This is a genomic window from Soehngenia saccharolytica DSM 12858 (assembly GCF_059568515.1).
This window is the reverse complement of sequence record NZ_JCANTN010000041.1, coordinates 1-14,310: the sequence shown is the minus strand read 5'-3', so window position 1 is coordinate 14,310 and position 14,310 is coordinate 1. Positions and strand designations below refer to the sequence as shown.

The following is a 14,310-nucleotide window of genomic DNA, read 5'->3' as shown; positions in this document are numbered from 1 at the left end:
TGGGGAACAATTAGTAAAAGAGATATCCTAATCTTAGCTACTAACTTCAACCTCGCACTATTAGCATTCATCTTTGAAAATTACCTTGCTGTTGGTCTAGTCAAGGAGATGCAGCATCTGAGTTGGAAGGTTATGATAGCTAAGTCAAGAAGCATGCTTTAGAGGCAATAACCATTAGGTTTTGCAAGGAGAGATAGAATTATCCTTCGCTAACTATTCTTGGTTTTATTATAGCATTAGGATATCTCAATTAAAAATTGTATTTTAAATATAAAAACATGCTTAGAACACTTAGTAAAAAGTGATTCTAAACATATTATACGAGGAGAGTTTTTATGCTGGAGAAAAAATATGTATACAGTCTTACAGATGACAAAATAATTGAAAGGATTGTGGATGATGAGAATATTCACCTGAATCATATGATTCTTACAAAAGGAACAAATCTTCCTGAACACTATTCCAATTCCAACGTTTATATGATAATTGTACGAGGGAAAATGACTTTGCAGTTAAATGAACAGGAACCACATCTTTATACTAAGGGAGATATTATTAATATCCCATATAAAACAAAAATGAATGTCCATAATCAAGACGAAGAAGTACTGGAATTCTTTGTAGTAAAGTCACCCAATCCCAAAAACTACAAAGAGAAGGAGTAATGAGGGGTGGATATTTTTACAGTATCGTTATGGGGAATAACAGGGGTTGCGTTTATCGCATCCCTTGTTAAAGATAAGCAGAAGACATTCAATTCAATGAAAATGGCAAAAGGCATGATTAAAAATATGGTCGGACAGATAATAGGCATTTTACTGCTTATAGGATTGATTTTGACCTTCATACCGCCTGAAGTTATAAAGAGTACTCTAGGAGAATCTAATACATTTATTTCAACCATTGTTTCTGCTTTGGCCGGCAGCATTACATTAATTCCGGCCTTTGTAGCGTTTCCTCTGGTAGGTTCTTTTGTAGATGCAGGTGCAAGTATTGTCCCTGCCGTTGCATTCTTAACTACTTTAACGATGGTTGGAGTAGTGACATTCCCATTAGAAAAACAAGAGTTTGGTTTGAAATTTGCCACTACCCGTAATGTTCTTAGTTTTGTATTTGCACTTATAATAGCGCTGACGATGGGAGTGATTATGTAAAATGATTGAAATAATTAAAAAGAACAAACTGCTGGCAGCAGTATCTTTGGCATATATTCTTCTATTTATTGCAATGCCCGAAAAGGCTTATTTATCTGTCAAAAACAGCATGTATTATATTATAGAAATGCTTGAAATTATGCCTGTGATTTTTATTCTTACATCAATTATTGAAGCATGGGTTCCTAAAGAAGTAATCATGAATGGATTTGGGGAGAAAGCAGGAATAAAGGGGAGTATATTCTCATTCTTATTGGGCAGTTTTTCAGCAGGACCTATTTATGCAGCATTTCCAATCTGCAAAATGCTTTTAAAGAAAGGTGCCAGCATCGCAAATGTAGTTATAATATTAAGTGCATGGGCGGTAATAAAAGTACCCATGCTTGCCAATGAAGCAAAATTCTTAGGGGCACATTTTATGGGGATAAGGTGGATATTGACAGTAATATCCATACTGATAATGTCATATCTAATGACTGTATTTGTAAAAAAAGAAAATATTCCTGTTCAGGAAGAGCAAAGTTTAAGCAAAGTAACTGGTATTGATATTAAAAAACAATATTGCATTGGATGTGGACTATGTGAAAAATTAATGCCTCAGCATTTTAAGGTAGTGGATAAGAAAGCAAAATGTAAAGAATCTGCACTTAATGATACACAAATATGATACACAAATAAATGAATTGAAAGCGATAATCGATAAATGTCCTGTTAAGGCCATAGACTTTAAATGATATTCTTGCTGTATACCCAAGAAACTTGTGTCATGAATAAAAAGTCTTGTTAAGAATCATGGTGAAAATAGGGTAGAAACCTTATTGGAGCCATGATTTTTGTTTAGTGTGAGCAGTTTTAAGGAGAGATGGGATAAGGGTATGAGGGGGAGTTTTGACATGAGTTTTTTGTTTACATCAGAGCATGGATGTGATATTTATATTAAGATATTTGGACAAATAAAAGATTAATGCATAATGATAATAGAATATTGTTTTTACTGTTACAGAACATAGAGAAATGATAAAATAGAAGTGCATCAATACAAGTAAAAGGAGTCGTGAGGGTATGAAAATTCTTCAATTGAAGATAACATTAAAAGACGTAAAGCCTCCTGTCTGGAGGAGGGTATTGGTTAGAGACGATATCACGTTTTATAAACTCCACAGGATAATCCAGTATGCGATGGGATGGTTTGAATCCCACCTTTATGAGTTCAGGCTGAGAGAAATGATTATTGGGGAAAAAGATGATGACTGGGATTTTTACGACAGATATGAAGTAAAAAGTGCAAAAAGGGTAAAGTTAAGCAGCATGAACTTTGCGCCAAAGGATAAATTCAGATATGTTTACGATTTTGGTGATGACTGGAGACATGACATTGTTGTTGAGAAGGTGCTTGACCCGGAAGAAGGCATTAAATATCCAGTATGTATCGGTGGTAAAAGAAACTGCCCGCCTGAAGATGTAGGGGGACCGTGGGGATATGAAGATTTTCTTGAAGCAATTCAAGACCCGCAGCATCCAGAGCATGAATCCATGCTTGAATGGGTGGGAGGTTCTTTTGACCCTGAAGAATTTAGCGTGGATGAAGTTAATTATGTGTTGAAGATGATAAAGTAAAAGTATGTGGGATAGTGAGGGGAATGAAAATATTTGCAAAAAAGGATATCTCTCACTGTGAAAAAGTTACTTTTGATTAAGAGAGGTTTATTAATATGGTTTTGTGGGGAATTTTTGTTAGTGCTTTTTTAATAGGCTTTTCAGGAGCAATGATGCCTGGGCCTGGGGGTCACGATTGATGACAGTCTTAAAAAGGGGTGGACAGCAGGCCCTTTGACAGTATTAGGGCATGGAATACTGGAACTTATATTAATTATCATCATGACGTTCGGACTTAAAGATTTCTTCTCTAATCCGACAGTTGCAGGATTTATCGGATTATTTGGCGGTGCTTTTCTTGCATGGATGGGGTATGGAATGATAAAGTCTGGTATAAATAAGTCAGTTTCTCTGGAGAACCAAAGAGCAGGGAATAGTTCAGAGATGAGAAATCTTGTATTGGCAGGAGCGCTTGTAAGCGCTACTAATCCTTACTTCATTCTCTGGTGGGCGTCAACAGGGATGGAATCAATACGCCAGTCTTATACTTCAGGTTTAATTGGTGTTTTGTTCTTTTTTATAGGACATATTTTATCGGACTTTGTATGGTATTCAGCAATTTCCACGGCATTTTCCAGAGGCAAGAAACTGATAAGTGATACTGTATATCGCTGGATTATTTTGTTGTTAGGCATATTTATTATAGCATTTTCAATCTATTTTATAGGCAGCGGATGGAAGATGTTGCAGATATAATGATATAATTTTTGGGTAGATTTAATGAAAAAGATGTATTTTATAATTTATATCGGAGGGAAGTAAAAATGACAAATGAAAAAATAAATACCTGCTGCTGTGGTGGAAAAGAGCCATCTCATAAAATAGAAAATGACAATACATGTCCTGTATGTAAAACAATTGGAATCAAAGTAAAAAATATTACAGTAAAGCATTTGGTGATTGATACCCTTGCAGAATCGGTCGGAGATATGGATTATTATATATGTGTAAATGAAGAATGTAATGTTGTTTATTATAATCCAGAATCAGGCGTTAAGTTTGATAAGCAGCAAGTAAAAGTACCAACATGGTTTAAAAAAGATGCTAATCCCAAATATGCCTGCTACTGCAGCAAAGTTACAGAGGAACAGGTAATAGATGCCGTAATAAAACATGGTGCAAAAACAGTTAAAGATATTATAGAAATCACAGGGACGATGAAAAACAGCCAATGTGAAAAGAATAACCCCTTAGGGAAATGCTGTCACAATATAATTCAGGAAGCAATAGACAAGGGGTTATCTATGAAATAAGTGCAGTTATATTTAATGCTGCATAGAGGATATGTAAATTTTTTAGGAGAGAAAGACATATGGGAATTGATATGTATGAAGAACTAAAAAAGATGAGTTAATAACAGAGATACATTGTATACTGCAAATTGTGAAGAAATTAAAGGGGATGGGTTTTACTGTAAAACAAGTGCTATAAACCATTGAATTACCTCAGGATGCAGTAATGAGGGTTTTTGATGATAAAGAAGATATTAGAAAAATAGCAGAGGATACTGTAAATCAGCAAATAGCAGAAAATGACGGTAAAATCCCAGAAGGGCGAAACTTTTTGCAAATTGCACAGTACCCATTTTGCAAAAGTAGGTAAATTTCATTTGTAAAAAAGCAATTTATAATTTTTGATAAACAATATGGTAGTATCAACTAATACAGAGTATTATTATTTATTAAAGAAAAAACAAATAATTGACTTAACTTTTATAATGTGCTAAATTTAATTTGTGAATTTCAACTTAAATAATAATTAAATTATATATTTAAGTTTTCTAGGGTTCCGCAATTTATATTTGGCAGGTCCGAGAGAAAACGCACAGTTAACTGTGTACACGGAAGGATAAAAGCCTGGGAGATATTTTCATAATATTTCTTTGGGCTTTTTATTTTACTTATTTTGAAATATTGCTATGAGATATTATTATGGTGAATGCAAATACTTACCTTGGGGGACTAATTATGAAGTGGTTTTACTTAGTGGCAGCAGGAATTTTTGAAGTATGGTGGGCAGAGGGATTAAAGTATTCACAAGGATTTACAAAAATAATATCCAGCATATTAACTTTGATAGGAATGGTTGCAAGTTTTTATTTTTTATCATTGTCTTTATAAAATTTCCCAATAGGTACTGCATATGCAATTTGGACAGGAATAGGAACAATTGGTACAGTATTATTAGGTATTATTTTGTTTAAGGAACCTATTGATATGATGCGTATAGTTCGTATAGTATTAATAGTTGGCGGAATCATTGGTTTGGAATTAATATCAATTGAATAATCATTGACGCTAATATAAAAAATGACTGATTCATTATACTATACAAATAAGTAAATCAGGCAAAAATGAAAACTATCTTAAATAATATTGAGGAGGTATTCAAATGAAAAAATTTATTATTGAGGATGATTTTTTAGGAGTATTCCCTAATGCAAAGATTGGAGTTGTAATTTGTCATGGCATAGATAATTCCATAAAAGATAAAGAGCAATATGAAGAAATGATTTTAAAGGCAGAAAAGGAAGCATTAAAGTATCTACAGAATGCAGAATTTAGTAAAAATTCAGTAATAAAAGTATGGAGAGAAGCATTCCAAAAATTTAAAACAAAGAAAGGTGCAAGGTCATCCATAGAAGCATTACTAAAGAGAGTTCATAATGGCAATCATATAGGAACTATTAATCCACTTGTGGATATTTACAACTCTATTTCATTAAGGTATGCATTACCTTGTGGCGGTGAAGATATAGACAAATTTGTTGGTGATATAAGATTAACTAAGGCTGTTGGAAATGAGGAATTTATTCCATTGGGAACCGAAGAGAACTCGCCTCCATATGAAGGGGAAATAGTCTACAAAGATGATAAAGGTGCAATTTGCAGATGCTAGAACTGGCGTGAAGCAATAAGAACAATGCTTACTGAAAATACGACTAATGCTTTCTTATGTATTGAATTAGTAGACGAAACTAGAGTAGTAGAATTTGAGAATGCATTAAAAGATCTGGCAAAATCAGTAGAAGATAATTTAGGTGGAACAAGTAAAATTTCAGTTTTAGATATAAATAATAAGGAAATAGTAATAGAGATGTAAAAGAATTTATTGAAGCAGAAGATTTTGATCGAGCTTTAATTGATGTGGCTGAAACAATGAGAGAAGAGGTGTTTAATGCACTTGTTAAACATATTGGAAAAGGATCAGTTAGTTTACTCTATGCTTCGATGGTTGCTGCAAATTGGGATGATATAGAACCAGAAGAGGAGTATGACATGGAGGACGATATTAAAGAGCCGGATGATATCTATGAAAAGTATAAGTGGATAATTGATAGGTATGCAGAAGAAATACTAAATGTTGATGATTTCAACAGTCAAGAAGCATTTGATTGGATTAGGCGAGGCACATTTATGTTGGAAGGATATTAAAGTAGTACCGACTCATTTATAAACAGTTAATCAAATTCAATGTTATTATATAAAACATAGTAAACTATAGTTGAAGATTGAATTTAGTTGAATTAAAATCGGCTAATACTAAGAGCGTTATCGGCGTCTAAAGTGAATATATTGATAACAGAAAATGAGGGGATAATTGGTCTAAATTCTCATTCCTTGAATTAGTTGAATGCAATAAATTTATATATTCAGAGAGTCGCTATTAATGAGTACATTGATATTAAAAGTTTTGAACCAGGCGGCATTCTCAGTATGGACAGGGAGTATCCATTTTGGCGAAGTTTTATTTATAAGTTTCTTAATAGTCTCAGCATCAGCATGGCCACTAGTGTGCAAAGTAATGATTTTTACACCCTTACTCTTCATAAAATCCAGAAATTTCATCATGTCCTTCTTTTCCTTATATCCACTCCACATAGAGTAAAAAAGGACCCCACTGTCAAAAGATATTTCTTCAGAGAGCTTATTCAAGTAGTTCTTAATAGATGGGCGTACACACATAGCAAAACGATTTTGTGAGATCTCTTTGCGCCCTATTCGCTTATCACCATATTCTAACAGCTGGTTGTATCTTTCATCACTGTTTCCTGTCATAAATACTTTAACATATTTAAATGTTTTTGGATTAGGAATAGAGCCGCCAATAATAGATGTAATTCCTGCCATGTATAGATCTTCAAGGAATAGCAACTCAGATTTTCGAGAGGCTTTATATGCAGTAACAATACGATCAATATTTGTTGCTGCCTGAAGAAAGAATATTGGGGAGTTGTTTCCAATATTCTCCACAGCAAGTCTTTCTAAGTCTTCTTCTTTTTTATTTTGAGTATACTCACGGCTTAGAGTCGTACCTTCAGTGATTAGAACATCAACTTCTGGAAGCCTCTTAAGTAGAGCTGAGAAACTTTTTCTGCCATTTGCTCTGTAATCGCCAGTATAAAGTACAGTTTTGCCATCGCATTTTATAAGGAACATATATGAATCAAATGCTGAATGATCACATAGTAATGGGGTAATTGAAATATCTCCAACATTTACTGTACTTTCAGATGTGAACACACTTGGATTGGGCACAGAAGCTTTATGCATATACTCATTTACAAAACGATTAACTAAAAAAGATTTCTCTCCCATAAAAAGGTCTATACTTGGAAGAAGATACTGTGCTAACCCGAGATGATCTGCATGATAATGTGAAATGAAAACGGCACTGTATTTAGGTTCACCAATGAATAGCCCTTCGATCTGTGGTATGTCCTGCTCATCATTGTCAAGCTCCAGACCTACATCAAAGATTATGCTTGTCTGATTGTCTGATATCTCAATAATTGAACCACCAATCTGATCTTGGCCTCTATGTATCTTTATTCTCATTATTTTCTCCCCAATATAACATAAAGAAGAATGACTTTTTCAATAATATCAATTATGGTTTCAATGCCTTCTTTGTTAGTCATACTATTTCCATTGAATGAAACAATTACTCTGTATCTATCATCATCTTCTCTGCGATACGAAATTGTATAGTTTGGAAAGCTATTTCTAAGATTATTAACTATCCTTTCAGAAATCTCCCTTGGGTTGTAAGGAGTTGACTCGCTGTCACCAAAAAATTTCTTGCGAATCAAGAATTCCATTCTATCAGGATTATCTGATTCGATTTCTAAGAATCTAACATATCCTGCAGTTCCTCCAAACAGCACATTGCTACTTGAAGCTATTCCGTAACATATGGTCCTCATTAACTTATTCTGCCTGTTTATGTTATCATCAGTATTTGATTTTTCTTCCATTACGAGTGGTTCATATTTCTTGATGACTTCATTCATTTTTCCTTCTATGGAACCTCTGAAATCATTTTCTTTAGTCAAATTTTTCATTATAGTGAAGAATACGATTATCGCAACCAGAGTTCCTGCAATATCCTTTACTGCTCCTGCAAATGATACAGCATCCAATCCACTTAAGAGTAGCTCTGAAAATGCTGCAATTATAGCTATGATACCAAAAATACCTCCCAGTAATCTCTCATCACGATCAAACTTTTCCATATTAATCCTCCATTATTATGTATTTGTCATCCAATTTCTTAATCAAAAATGGGGTAGTACCAAGTTCATCAATCAGTCTATTCAAATTGGGCTTGTTTTCTGTGATTTCCTTATGTTGCATACCTCCGGCAAATACAAGTGGATGGGAAGAGATAAATGCTGACTCAGAAAATCCAAAATCTGATTTTAACTTTTTAGAATCTACTGTTTTCATATAGGTATATCCTTCCAACACACATCTAAGCATAGTTTCCTTGCTGTCGGGTTCTTTCAGTTCCAGGATCCTAATCTGATTTCCGTCATAAGTCAAGAGATCAATTTTCCCTGCCTTATCTCTACTTTTGTTTTTTAGAGGAGTTTGGTAGTCTACAATATGACCTATTGATTTGAACTCTCCTTGTCTAAACAGAGCCATAGCAATAAGTTCTTCATCACGATTAGATCCCTCAGTAGGTGGCACTCCGTCATGAGACTTTGTGAGATAATTACTTTTGAGAGTAATCTGTTGTATTTGTTCTAACAACTCCAAACGGCTGAGCAACCACTCAATAATCATTTCTGTGCAGGGTTCATCAGTATCTATGGTGTTATCACGATAGTTAATAAAAGGCTGTTTGTAGAATAATGACATATCTTTTGAAGCAATTTCAACCTTCGATAATATACTTTCCTTTGTATATCTTTTCATGTTCTTCCCACCTTTTATTTAATAACTATAAGTATAATTGAGATTTACACTTAAGCTAATATTTGTTTGTTCGTCATTTATAATTTTAATTATATCAAATAATTTGCTATTAAAGTGTTATTATATACACAGTTTATATATTCCAACAATCGTGAGTGATATTTCTATGTCCTAATATAATAAACATTTGGTTTTCCTAATAAAGTCTTGACTCTATTGTAATAAACATTTGATTCCACCATATTTCCCACTAAAACATCACACGCCTTCTCCGCCTTCTTTTCATCTTCTTCTTGAAAAAGAGAGAAGGAAACAGGAAGAAACAAGAGGAAAATAAGAATTGGAATAAATCCATTAACATTGGAATTTCAAGCCTTGTAGGCGACTGTGGAGCCTTAGGATCTGATTGACAAGAGTGAATGAAGAGTAGGAAAAGAAGATGGGAAAAGAGATAAGATTGAGAAAAATAAGAGAAATATAGAAATGATAAGTTTTCAAATCTTGTCATAATTAAGCAACCTTTATTCAAATTTTAATAAAGTTTTGAATCTGAATTGGATGAATTTGAGAATTAGAATTGAAAAAAGACGGAAAATCGTCAAGACTTTATTCAAATTTTTGACGAAGGTATAAGTGCTTGAGGAGTGTGAAAAGTCAAAACATTATTATAAAGGGAAATAGTAGGGAAGATAAATATTCAAAAATCAAATTTTGAATTCAAAAATTAAATGAATCAACCTCGCCAGCGGAAATGTTCTTCCAAAACTATCAGGAGTAAGCGCAAAATAAGCGCCTGCTCCTTTTTCATGTTCTTTTTCAGAGTTATGACAACACAGAAATTTATGACCCATAAATTTCTGTGATACGGAGACAACAGCAACACAGCTGCCCATCCCGCCTCCAACTCATCCATCCCCTTCTTATTCCCATTCTCAGGCTGGCGCCATGCGCCGATCCGCCTTCTCATTCTCTTTTTCCGCCTCTTAAAAGCAGAATAAGAGCAGGATTTAGCAGCAGGAAAATACACACTTACAGCTGCTATCAATACTCCTTTAACAGCACCCACTCCGCCTGAAATCTCTGATGAGATCAGTCGAAGCGTGGCTGTCAAAGAAGGGAGGAAGACTCCTCCCTTAAGTGTGATTCTAAGGAGCTGTAATGGCTTCTAAGAGTCTTGAATTAGGCTTTCGTGGAATTGTTCCTCTTTTCTTTTTCCCCTTCTTAGCTTGGCACTATGTGCCAAGATCATTGATCCTTCTCCTGCTCTAACTCCTGCTATTATCATCCTTTTCTTCTATTCCTGATCTCTTTTCAGGTTCTTTTTCTCGTATTTTTATTCTCTTTATCAGGGAAGAACATTTAGCCAATTTGTCTAAATGTTCTTCCAAAAGAAGGGGTTTTTGAGGTAAATAGGTGAAAATGAAATCAAGCTTTTTTTGCGTGTGCGTGCGTGTATTAGTTTTTGAGGTAAAAAGGTGAAAATGAAATGGAAGAATATTTAGACAAAAGATGGAGAATAAGAGTCTGAGATTTAGTGATGGAGAGGGTTTGAGGTGGATTGGAGAGGGATGAGGGAAATGGAAGGGGATTTTTAAACAGGGACAGTTAGTTTATAAGGCAATAAACTCCTTTTATATTAAAATTATTCAACATTTTTAAATGCTAATACCCCAATAAATATGGGGTATTTTTTTACAAAATTAATTATTGGATTCTTTGCTAATAATTTATTTATTTTATCTAACTTTCTTGAAGCATTACATCATATAATACGATTACATATCTTTGAGTAATTCAGCTCAAGCTTAAAAACTTCTAAATTTATGATATCAACCATTCTGTAGAACAGATTTTGATATATTTTACAGGCAAAGGTATGAAGAATCAAAAAACAGAGATAAATTTTATTTAATTAGAGGAAGTACAACCTATAAAAACGTAATAAAATATTACAAAAAATATAATGCATTGACTCAAATAGAAGTTAGGTGTAATATAATATTACAAAAGGAGGTATTAAAGATGACGAAGGATATTCCTATTGGATTAAAAATAAAGGTTAGTAGAGAGAAAAGTGGATTAAGCCAGATTGAGACAGTAGAAAAACTAGCTGAAAATGGCATTATCATAAGCAGGGAAACATTAAGCAAAATAGAAAACGGTAACAGGACGGTATCGGCGGTGGAGTTAAATGCCATATGCAAAGTTTTGAATATAGATATAAATATTCTTTTTGAAGAGGATGAAGACGATGATTTAGTTACACTATTCAGGAAGAATAATTTTTCCGTAAAAACCGTTGAGGAAGTTGAGAAACTCCAGGATATGATAAAGATGTTCATTTACCAAAAGAAAATATACAATGGAGAGTTTAAACCACAAAAGAGAAATCCACTATGGGAGGAGTGTTAAAATTGCCAAAGAATAAATTGAATCTCCCAGAAGAATCTTTCAGACTGCAAATCAAAGATTTAGCAGAAGATGTGAGAATAAAATTTTCGAGGAAAGGACTTTCTGATATATTTGATATACTTTCAGAGATTTCATTTCTCATAAGGAAACCATTGGATACAGATGAATTATCAGGGTTTAGTACCTATTTTGATGAACAGTTTATTGTCTTCTTAAACAGCAATTTTACTTTAGGACATGAGCGCTACACTGGTGCACATGAACTATATCATATTGTTTATAATGCCGACATACTGAGAAAAGAAAAAATCCTTTTGGATGACGAAAAGCATAAGGAAGAAGATGCAAAAGCAGATGTATTTGCTTCCGAATTTTTAATGCCTGAAGATTATGTAAAAGAAGTATTTTATAAAATTGTAAACGAAGATAAAGACAGCATTTTACCAAGGCACATAATTAGAATGCACAATTTTTTTAAAGTGAGTTATAAGGCTATGTTAAAAAGACTTATCCAATTTAATTTATGTTCTATTGATAAGTATGATGAACTAGTAGATATATGTTCACTTGAAAATGAGAAGCAACTCCAATCTTTAACCATAAGAGAAGGTTACAGCATAGAATTGATAACGCCATCAAAAGAAACATATGTTCCAAAAGAGTATATTGAGTTTATAAAAAGCAATTATGAAAGAGGAAATATCTCTTACAAAAATATGAAAGCCAGCCTTGAATTTATCGGCCTGGCTCCTGAACAATTTGGCTATGAGTATCCCCAGGAAGAGGAATATTAATATGAGATATTCGGGAGCCATATCAGATGCTGATATATTGATAAATTTAGCCAGTGTTAATAGATTGAATATTTTAGAACTTTTATTCAAAAAAATCATAATTCCTCAATTTGTGTATGACATTGAAATAAATAAAAATGCAGGAAGATATTACAATACAATTAACAAAGCAATTCAAAATGAAGGGAGTATATTTAAGATTGTAGATAGGAAGAAAGACATATCTATAAATATACTCGCTAGGGATATCATCGAAGATAAGAAAAAGGTAATTGGTCCAGGAGAAAGTGAATGTGCAGGATATGCCCAAGCATTTAAAATCCCAATAATAATATCAGATAATCATACAGAATTTAAATGGTTGGACGAATTTATTACCTTAACACATAATAATATTTTGTCTTTATGTGTATATTTTGGAGAGATTACGAAAAATGAAGCAGATAATATTTTTAATGATATTAATAGCAAATTGACTCATCCAACTAAGGACACATTTGAAGATCAGTACAATAAATCCCTAAATAGGTTTAAAAAAATGGTTGGAAACCATATTTGGGTATATAAATATTCAGATATGTGTTATTTTTTTATTATTTGAGTAAATTTCATAATTTAAAAACGTTGATTTTACTAATTTCTACGATAACAAAAAAGGATTTCACCCCATTAATATCGAATATGTTAAGTGATACCAAAACAAAAAACGATGGGGGTGAAATCACTTAACATGTATATTCGACAAACATCTTTTTTTTCCTTTGAAGAAATTATTAAATTTCAGCAACAATCTAGATTAGAATTAATTTTATCTAATATTGATGTCTCTAAACTTGCTAACGAACTCAGGAAACCTTCTAATTCCAAGGGGCCTAAAGGTTATGAGCCTGAGGCTTTAATTTATTCATTAATCGCAATGCAGGTTGAAAAAATTGATACTATTAAGGATTTAGTTGTCAAGCTTAAAGAAAATCCTGTACTTCGATATTGCTGTGGTTTTGATGTACTTGGTAAGGTACCATCTGAATCCAATTTTAGTAGATTTCTTGAAAAACTATCAAACTCAGAATCTCTTGAACAGATTTTTCATGACTTAGTTATTAAAGCTAAAGAACTTGATATCATTGACGGAGAGCATATCTCCATAGATTCAACTAAATTGGATTCTTTTGAAGCTGCTAAGCCAAAGAAAGACATTGTTCACGACGGTACTAATCCAAACTGGGGAATGAAAAAAGATACCAATGGCAACAACATACGATGGTTTGGTTGGAAACTCCATATTCTTTGTGATTCCAAAAGTGAGTTGCCACTAGATCTGCTAATCTCCCCAGCTAGCAATTATGATGGTACCATGGCTTTGCCTTTGATAAAGCAATTCTTTGAAAACTATAAAGATACCTTTAAACCTAAATATTATGCTATGGATTCTGCCTATGATCTTAATTATGTCTACAAGACCATAATCAACGAATATCAAGGCATTCCAATAATAGCTTACAATCCAAGGGGTAGCTATGCTCCACCTGAAGGATTAGATGAAGATTTTAATCCTATTTGTTCAGGAGGCTACAAGCTAGTTTACTGGGGCAAAGATGGAAATTATTTAAAATTTAGATGCCCTCATGCCCTAGGACAGTGTGATTGTCCACACGGGATGAACTGGTGCTCAAGCTCTAATTACGGCTATACCCTTAAAGTAAACTATAAAGAAAATCCAAGGTATTATGGTTATCCTTTACGATATACAGATGCTTGGAAAAAGCAATATGATAAAAGAACTTCCGTAGAAAGGTGTTTTAGTAGATTAAAATGCTACCTAAACCTCAATAATGTAAGGTCTAAAGGTATTAAAAAAGTCAAGGTCCACGCAATATTAAATTGCATAGCGCTAATATCAGGTACCATAGCAATAAACACAATGAAATCTTTAAGTAAAGCAGCTTAACAAACTACATAAATATACTAAGAATTGAGGATTTTACTGTCGAAAATATTAATAATAATTTCAAAATCCCATTTATTAATGGGCTAATTCTTTATACTCTTTTTTAACCTTGATTAAAAAAGCTAATTATGCAATTTCCTCAT

The 14,310-nt window shown here is 33.2% G+C and carries 18 protein-coding genes, 1 pseudogene and 1 riboswitch; of the genes and pseudogenes, 15 read left to right on the top strand and 4 right to left on the bottom strand.

The window, feature by feature from the left end; translation table 11 throughout:
- The first annotated feature begins 335 nt into the window (after positions 1-335).
- From BO51_RS09335 to BO51_RS09285, 11 genes and pseudogenes are all read left to right on the top strand, one after another.
- Positions 336-665, top strand: coding sequence for a cupin domain-containing protein (locus BO51_RS09335; protein WP_496486071.1), 330 nt, complete (start codon positions 336-338; stop codon positions 663-665).
- Positions 666-671: 6 nt separating this feature from the next.
- Positions 672-1,154: a permease gene (locus tag BO51_RS09330; RefSeq protein ID WP_496486069.1), complete on the top strand. Its 483-nt coding sequence runs from the start codon at positions 672-674 to the stop codon at positions 1,152-1,154.
- 1 nt (position 1,155) lies between these two features.
- On the top strand, positions 1,156-1,821 hold the full coding sequence (locus BO51_RS09325; RefSeq protein ID WP_496486067.1) for a permease: 666 nt from the start codon (positions 1,156-1,158) through the stop codon (positions 1,819-1,821).
- A 395-nt stretch (positions 1,822-2,216) separates the two neighbouring features.
- Positions 2,217-2,771: a plasmid pRiA4b ORF-3 family protein gene (locus BO51_RS09320; protein WP_496486065.1), complete on the top strand. Its 555-nt coding sequence runs from the start codon at positions 2,217-2,219 to the stop codon at positions 2,769-2,771.
- Positions 2,772-2,927: 156 nt separating this feature from the next.
- Positions 2,928-3,506: a LysE family transporter gene (locus BO51_RS09315; protein ID WP_496486073.1), complete on the top strand. Its 579-nt coding sequence runs from the start codon at positions 2,928-2,930 to the stop codon at positions 3,504-3,506.
- Between the two features lie 68 nt (positions 3,507-3,574).
- The gene (locus BO51_RS09310; RefSeq protein WP_496486063.1) at positions 3,575-4,063 is read left to right on the top strand and encodes a Csac_0668 family 2Fe-2S cluster-binding (seleno)protein; all 489 of its coding nucleotides are present in this window, start codon (positions 3,575-3,577) and stop codon (positions 4,061-4,063) included.
- 205 nt (positions 4,064-4,268) lie between these two features.
- Positions 4,269-4,412 (top strand): hypothetical protein, encoded by a 144-nt coding sequence (locus tag BO51_RS09305; protein ID WP_157064972.1) that lies wholly within the window; start codon positions 4,269-4,271, stop codon positions 4,410-4,412.
- Positions 4,413-4,579: 167 nt separating this feature from the next.
- Positions 4,580-4,675, top strand: a riboswitch (guanidine-I (ykkC/yxkD leader).
- A 66-nt stretch (positions 4,676-4,741) separates the two neighbouring features.
- A pseudogene (locus tag BO51_RS09300) lies at positions 4,742-5,098 on the top strand (DMT family transporter).
- Positions 5,099-5,201: 103 nt separating this feature from the next.
- Positions 5,202-5,708, top strand: coding sequence for a B3/B4 domain-containing protein (locus tag BO51_RS09295; protein WP_496486061.1), 507 nt, complete (start codon positions 5,202-5,204; stop codon positions 5,706-5,708).
- A gap of 24 nt (positions 5,709-5,732) precedes the next feature.
- Positions 5,733-5,912, top strand: a complete 180-nt coding sequence (locus BO51_RS09290; RefSeq protein WP_496486059.1) for a hypothetical protein — start codon at positions 5,733-5,735, stop codon at positions 5,910-5,912.
- Between the two features lie 44 nt (positions 5,913-5,956).
- Positions 5,957-6,244: a hypothetical protein gene (locus BO51_RS09285; RefSeq protein ID WP_496486057.1), complete on the top strand. Its 288-nt coding sequence runs from the start codon at positions 5,957-5,959 to the stop codon at positions 6,242-6,244.
- 210 nt (positions 6,245-6,454) lie between these two features.
- Here the strand turns inward: BO51_RS09285 and BO51_RS09280 are convergent, their stop codons facing one another.
- The 4 genes from BO51_RS09280 to BO51_RS09265 all read right to left on the bottom strand — a co-directional run bounded on the left by BO51_RS09280 (position 6,455) and on the right by BO51_RS09265 (position 9,906).
- Entirely contained in the window at positions 6,455-7,648 is a 1,194-nt protein-coding gene (locus BO51_RS09280; RefSeq protein ID WP_496486055.1) for an MBL fold metallo-hydrolase RNA specificity domain-containing protein, read from the bottom strand.
- Positions 7,648-8,325 (bottom strand): hypothetical protein, encoded by a 678-nt coding sequence (locus BO51_RS09275; protein ID WP_496486053.1) that lies wholly within the window; start codon positions 8,323-8,325, stop codon positions 7,648-7,650. Before BO51_RS09275 ends, BO51_RS09280 begins: the two co-directional genes overlap by 1 nt.
- Before the next feature lies 1 nt (position 8,326).
- The gene (locus tag BO51_RS09270) at positions 8,327-9,013 is read right to left on the bottom strand and encodes a hypothetical protein (RefSeq protein WP_496486051.1); all 687 of its coding nucleotides are present in this window, start codon (positions 9,011-9,013) and stop codon (positions 8,327-8,329) included.
- A 704-nt stretch (positions 9,014-9,717) separates the two neighbouring features.
- Positions 9,718-9,906: a hypothetical protein gene (locus BO51_RS09265; RefSeq protein WP_496486049.1), complete on the bottom strand. Its 189-nt coding sequence runs from the start codon at positions 9,904-9,906 to the stop codon at positions 9,718-9,720.
- Between the two features lie 1,129 nt (positions 9,907-11,035).
- Here BO51_RS09265 and BO51_RS09260 point away from each other — a divergent pair.
- From BO51_RS09260 to BO51_RS09245, 4 genes are all read left to right on the top strand, one after another.
- A complete protein-coding gene (locus BO51_RS09260; protein WP_496486047.1) occupies positions 11,036-11,425 on the top strand; it encodes a helix-turn-helix domain-containing protein in 390 nt (129 codons plus the stop codon).
- Between the two features lie 2 nt (positions 11,426-11,427).
- Complete coding sequence (locus tag BO51_RS09255) at positions 11,428-12,219, top strand: ImmA/IrrE family metallo-endopeptidase (RefSeq protein ID WP_496486045.1); 792 nt, start codon at positions 11,428-11,430, stop codon at positions 12,217-12,219.
- 1 nt (position 12,220) lies between these two features.
- On the top strand, positions 12,221-12,820 hold the full coding sequence (locus BO51_RS09250; RefSeq protein WP_496486043.1) for a PIN domain-containing protein: 600 nt from the start codon (positions 12,221-12,223) through the stop codon (positions 12,818-12,820).
- Between the two features lie 129 nt (positions 12,821-12,949).
- Positions 12,950-14,167, top strand: coding sequence for a transposase (locus BO51_RS09245; RefSeq protein ID WP_496485656.1), 1,218 nt, complete (start codon positions 12,950-12,952; stop codon positions 14,165-14,167).
- The last annotated feature ends 143 nt before the right edge of the window (positions 14,168-14,310 follow it).

Excerpts from the sequence above, each read along its gene's own strand:
- BO51_RS09335 (WP_496486071.1), top strand. The coding sequence starts at position 336 with ATGCTGGAGAAAAAATATGTATACAGTCTTACAGATGACAAAATAATT.
- BO51_RS09325 (WP_496486067.1), top strand. The coding sequence starts at position 1,156 with ATGATTGAAATAATTAAAAAGAACAAACTGCTGGCAGCAGTATCTTTG.
- BO51_RS09320 (WP_496486065.1), top strand. The coding sequence starts at position 2,217 with ATGAAAATTCTTCAATTGAAGATAACATTAAAAGACGTAAAGCCTCCT.
- BO51_RS09310 (WP_496486063.1), top strand. The coding sequence starts at position 3,575 with ATGACAAATGAAAAAATAAATACCTGCTGCTGTGGTGGAAAAGAGCCA.
- BO51_RS09305 (WP_157064972.1), top strand. The coding sequence starts at position 4,269 with ATGAGGGTTTTTGATGATAAAGAAGATATTAGAAAAATAGCAGAGGAT.
- BO51_RS09295 (WP_496486061.1), top strand. The coding sequence starts at position 5,202 with ATGAAAAAATTTATTATTGAGGATGATTTTTTAGGAGTATTCCCTAAT.
- BO51_RS09290 (WP_496486059.1), top strand. The coding sequence starts at position 5,733 with ATGCTTACTGAAAATACGACTAATGCTTTCTTATGTATTGAATTAGTA.
- BO51_RS09280 (WP_496486055.1), bottom strand. The coding sequence starts at position 7,648 with ATGAGAATAAAGATACATAGAGGCCAAGATCAGATTGGTGGTTCAATT.
- BO51_RS09275 (WP_496486053.1), bottom strand. The coding sequence starts at position 8,325 with ATGGAAAAGTTTGATCGTGATGAGAGATTACTGGGAGGTATTTTTGGT.
- BO51_RS09270 (WP_496486051.1), bottom strand. The coding sequence starts at position 9,013 with ATGAAAAGATATACAAAGGAAAGTATATTATCGAAGGTTGAAATTGCT.
- BO51_RS09265 (WP_496486049.1), bottom strand. The coding sequence starts at position 9,906 with ATGGGCAGCTGTGTTGCTGTTGTCTCCGTATCACAGAAATTTATGGGT.
- BO51_RS09260 (WP_496486047.1), top strand. The coding sequence starts at position 11,036 with ATGACGAAGGATATTCCTATTGGATTAAAAATAAAGGTTAGTAGAGAG.
- BO51_RS09250 (WP_496486043.1), top strand. The coding sequence starts at position 12,221 with ATGAGATATTCGGGAGCCATATCAGATGCTGATATATTGATAAATTTA.
- BO51_RS09245 (WP_496485656.1), top strand. The coding sequence starts at position 12,950 with ATGTATATTCGACAAACATCTTTTTTTTCCTTTGAAGAAATTATTAAA.